This window comes from Kitasatospora sp. NPDC056181 (genome assembly GCF_042266225.1).
GTDB lineage: Bacteria > Actinomycetota > Actinomycetes > Streptomycetales > Streptomycetaceae > Kitasatospora.
The window spans coordinates 1-4,799 of the sequence record NZ_JBHJUK010000280.1 but is presented as its reverse complement, the minus strand read 5'-3'; the positions used below and the strand labels follow the sequence as shown (position 1 = coordinate 4,799).

The following is a 4,799-nucleotide window of genomic DNA, read 5'->3' as shown; positions in this document are numbered from 1 at the left end:
CGGGAAGTGGTGTTTCCAGGGATTGGCCGCTCCGGGACCGTCCGCGCCGATGCGTGTCCGGTGCTCCCTGCCGAGCGACTGGGCGACAGTACTCCCGTTTCACGCCCGAAACAAATTGCTCCGCCCCTGCCCCGCAGGTCTGTCCCCCAACTCCCGCACGGTGCAGCGGCACCGAACGTCGGGTCAGTCCGGCGCCGGCGGAACGGCCACCGGCGCTTCATCGATGGACCGCCGCACGGGTCTGGGCCAGGCTCTACCGCATCGTCCTGGACGATCTCGGAGCCGCTGGCCATCTCAACTGGTCGCGAGCGATGATCGACTCGGTGAGCATCCGCGCTCTCCAGGGCGGTCGGCATCTCCGGAGCGAACCTCCACAACAGCCAGGCCCTCGAACCGCTCCTGGCGTCGATCTCGCCCATCCGCTCCTGCCGCGGGCCACGGCGCCGGAAGTCGGCCGAACTGCACGCGAACGAAGCCTACGACCACCGCTTCATTCGACGCCTACTGTGCGAACGTGGCATCGCCGCCCACAGTGCCAGGCATGGGTCGATGCCTTTCGCTCACCACCTTTACCGGCGGTGGTCACCCGTTCATGCCAGACCGATGCCTGCAGTGTGGCGCCACACTGCAGGCCTGGAACTCGGCACTCGCCCTGACCGATGACCTCTTCGCCAGGCTTGGCATCGTGTCGATGTATGAGAGCTACCGAGCGTGCCTGGTTTCGTGAGCGTCGAGACAGCCGGCCGTGGCGCTGCAGGTCCTGACGTCGCGTCGGTATTGATCCTTCCGGGCGTAGGCTCTCGGCTGATCACAGCAGTTACGAGAGGTGGACATGGGCCAGAAGATCATTCGGTTCTCGGACCTGACCGGCAAGCACGTCGAGAACGACGCCGACCTGGTGCGCATCGTGGTGCACCAGCACCCGGACCTGGCAGACGGCCCGGTTGAGATCGAGGCGCTGGCGGACGAGCTGACTGCGGTGGAAGACCTGGCACCCGACCTGGTCACGATCGAGCTGCACTATCCGAACGCCGAGCCGGAGACAGTCGTCCTGGAGGCCGAGGCGTTCAACCGGTTGGCCTCTGCCACGCCGATGCCCGAGGTGCTGCGCGACGCCAAGCGGGTGGCGCGGACAGTCTCCAGCCAGGCCTCGGCGCCGGTCAGGAGCAAGGAACGGGTCAACTACGCCAGCCTTGACCACGCCGGAAAGCCGCACAAGGGCCGCATCACCGACGCGGAGAGGCGACTCGTGCAGCAGCACCTTGACGAGATCAACGAGCGACTGGCCGCCGCAGGCATCCGGACGATCGACCTGAGCAACGCCGAGCACGTGGCTCGATACGGTCTGGAGGCCTCGGCCGAGGAACGCGGCACAACGCGCGACTGACCAAGGAGCACCGGGCCACAGGGGCCGACGCAGTAACCACTGCGCCGGCCCCTGGTGCTCCTAGAGGTCGAACTTCGCCACTACGGGCGAGTGGTCCGACGGCTTGTCGTGCGGCGCGGCCGGCTGGGCCTCCACCACACTCGGCAGCTTGTCGATACCGGCGGAGACCTCCTGGAATTTGGCCAGCAGCGCGTGGCTGATCATGATGTGGTCGATGAGCTCCTGCTGGCCCTCGAAGGTGCGCGAGGAGCCGCCCTGTTCCAGGATCTTCGGAGCCAGGTTCCACAGCCGCTCGGCGTCGCCCGGGTCGGGGTGATCGAAGCCGCCGGTACCCATCTGGGAGCCGGGCGGGCCGTACAGGATCTGGGTGGTGGCGGCCTGCCACTCATCGTTGAAGTCACCCAGCACGATGACGTCGTGGGTCCGGCCGTCGCCCTGGAGCAGGTCGTCGGCAAGGGCGCGCATGGTGACGGCCTCGGCAGTGCGACGGAACAGGGCATAGGCCTCGTAGCGGGCACGCAGACGCTCGTCGTCGGTGCTGTGCTGCTTGTTCGGGAAGGTCAGCAGCTTCGACTTGAGGTGGCAGACGGCCACGTGAAGGCTCTGGCCGGGGCTCGGTTCCACCCGTACCGCCAGGCCACCGCGCCCCATCTCGCTGGTCGGGCTGCCCGGGATGCCGTCGTCCTCGACCTGGACAGGGTGGAGACCGGTCGGGAAGTCCTTGCGCTGCTGGACGTCGAGCAGCGGGAAGCGACTGATGACGCCCACCCGGATGCCGCGAGGGTCCGCGTGGTCCGACAGGGCGGTGTGCCAGGTGCCCGGCAGTTTGGCCACGAGGTCGTCGAGCGCCTCCTGGCTGCCCACCTCCTGCACCCCGAGCAGGTCCGGAGCGATCTCGGTGATGACGCCGGCCAGGGCTTCGACCTTGGCCTCGTACGTCGCCTGGTCCTTGGCGGCGCACCTGTTGGGGTCGGGCGGGCTGCCGGGCGGCAGCGGCCGGCAGAAGTTCTCCAGGTTCCAGGTCCCAATGATCGCGCCCACGGTTGCTCCCGTCGTCGTTGGCCGGCGTCCTCGCCGCCCTCCCACTCCTTATCCTTCGGCCGTGTCCTGATTCATGGGGACTCGCCCGACAGTGCCTCGGCCGTTCACCCGTGTGTAGGGGTAACCGCCTGGTCCTACACTCGTCACGCCCGACCCGGCCCAGCTGGACGTCGACCACGTCGTGCCACTGGCGGACCGTTGATCCATCTGTCTCGTCCCGCGAGATCGTCCGGAAACTGCCGGTGCCGGCAGCGTTGTCAATGAGTCGACCCGCCGGCCGCTACGGCCCCGGCCGACGCCCAGCGCGGCCCGTCCACCGGGTCGGACAGCCACACGAACTGGCCGTCCGGGCGGACCGTCATCCCGTAGTCGTACGGGCTCGGCCGGCCCAGTCCCTCCCACTGCGCCCAGGCGGTCATCAGCTCGTCACCGACCTGTCGCGGCCCGCCCTGGTACATCGTCGCGGTGCCGTCGCCCCGGGCCGACAACGCCGCCCAGGACCGGTCGCCGTCGTGCACCCACGCCGACACGCCGTCCTCGTCGATGCCGGTGACGACCACGGCGTCCGGTACGGCGACGCGCAGCGCGAACCGCAGGTCCCAGTCCACGGCCAGCGGGGCGAGGTCCCGTTCGACCACGTGCTGCGCCTCCGCAACGTCGGTGCCGCGCACGGCGGCGTACCCGGCGTGACCCGCCGCCGGGACCGGGCCGGTCGTGCGGTCGGCCATGAACTGCGCGAGGCCCTGCATCCAGCCCGTCGCGCTGCGCCCGTCGTCGGCGACGTCCAGGGCGACGTGCCCGAGCCGGCCCCAGGGGACGACGAGTCGCCCGCCCGGCCGGACGGCCGCGACCCAAGCCCACGGCACCCGCTCGACCGCGTAGGTGGCGATCAGCCGGTCCACCGGCTCGTCGGGCACCGTGACGGTTGCGTCCGCCACGACGACCTCCACCCGCAGGCCGGCCGCGGCCAGGCGCCCGCGCGCGAACGCGGCGAGCCCTTCGTCCACCTCGGTGGACACCACCCGGCCCGGGCCGGCCCGCCACGCCGCCAGCGCCGCGTTCCAACCCTGGCCCGTGCCGATGTCCCACACCCGGTGCCCGGGCTCCAGCAGCAGGCTGTCGAGCATGTCCACCACCACGCCCTGCGCGGACAGGCTCGACGACGGGAACCCCGCGGTCACCTGGGTGACCGCGGCCGCGTCCTGCCCGCCGAACAGCTCCCGTGCCCAGCCGTCCGGATCACCGTGGCGGTCCACCGGCGCGTAGGCGTGCCCGTCCCACCGCCACAGCCGGTCCGGCGCGAACAGGTCGCGCGGCAGCGCCGCCACCGCCTCACGCAGCCACGGCGAACGCTCGGGCCAGGCCCCGCGCCCGGCCATCGCCTCGTCCAGGCGCGCCCGCAACGGGGCCGGGCCGGGGAGCGGCGGGGTCACTTCTTGTGCTTCCCGTCGCTCGGCGGAGGGGGCGGGACCTGCCCGTCCGAGTTCCCCGGCGGCGGGTTCCCCTTACCCGGGTCCGGCGGCGGCTTCTCGTGATTCCCCATCAGAGTTCCCTCCTTCGTGCACAGGATGACAACCCGGCCATCCTGACCGCCGCCACGCGCCTCCGGTAGGGGGCGCAGCAGCGCGCCAGGGGCTCCGATTGCACCACGCGCGCCCCCTGGAAATGCTGGCGGCCCCGGTGTTGTGCACACCTCCGAGGCGGTCCGGCTCCTCGACCGGCTCGCGCTCGCCGCCGCCGCCGCCGGATCGCAGCAACCGAGGGTCCGTGCTGACCAGTTCCCTCTGACACCGGCTGCAGCACCCTGCGGCGGCCCGGGGTCTTGTCGGTAGCGGCCGATAGGTTGCCGGGCATGACCTCGACGCACACCATCGCCACCCTTCCAAGGACGATCCGGCCGACCACCGACCCCGGCTGTACCGCTGAGACCCGCGGCGCCGCTGCCCCGGTGCGAGTTGTCCCCCTGTGGGCTGCTCCCTGCGCGCTCGCCTCTCAGGACACCGCGAAGCGCTGAGGCGCCCGACCGTCCAGCTGCCGCCGACTCGCACCCCTGCGGCCCGCCACCGCACCGCGGCGGTCCGCGCTCGTCCACTCCGGCCACGCCGCGTGCCGAGTCCTCCGGCCAGGCAGAGAAGGATGCGCCCTGTAGCGGCCACGCCGGCCAAGGCCCCGAACGGGGCCAGCCGTCGCCGGCTTCGAAGCCGCCCGGCAATGACAGCACCTGACTACAGCTGCGGCGGCGGTACTCGTGCACACAGAGCCGGGGCCCACCGCTGGAGCGTGTCAGAAAGTTCGTGTAAGTCCGTGATCTGGAAGGCTGGTCTGGGCCCGGTTGAGGGCTCTGACCGGCCGGAACGGACAAGACATGGGC

At 71.0% G+C, this 4,799-nt stretch carries 3 protein-coding genes; 1 reads left to right on the top strand and 2 read right to left on the bottom strand.

Annotated elements, in window-relative coordinates:
• The first annotated feature begins 832 nt into the window (after positions 1 to 832).
• Complete coding sequence (locus ACFC1F_RS42645; RefSeq protein ID WP_209417426.1) at positions 833 to 1,387, top strand: hypothetical protein; 555 nt, start codon at positions 833 to 835, stop codon at positions 1,385 to 1,387.
• Between the two features lie 60 nt (positions 1,388 to 1,447).
• Here ACFC1F_RS42645 and ACFC1F_RS42640 read toward each other — a convergent pair whose 3' ends face one another.
• Positions 1,448 to 2,428 (bottom strand): endonuclease/exonuclease/phosphatase family protein, encoded by a 981-nt coding sequence (locus ACFC1F_RS42640; RefSeq protein ID WP_307853545.1) that lies wholly within the window; start codon positions 2,426 to 2,428, stop codon positions 1,448 to 1,450.
• A 257-nt stretch (positions 2,429 to 2,685) separates the two neighbouring features.
• A complete protein-coding gene (locus tag ACFC1F_RS42635; RefSeq protein ID WP_376167129.1) occupies positions 2,686 to 3,861 on the bottom strand; it encodes a methyltransferase domain-containing protein in 1,176 nt (391 codons plus the stop codon).
• Between the last annotated feature and the right edge of the window lie 938 nt (positions 3,862 to 4,799).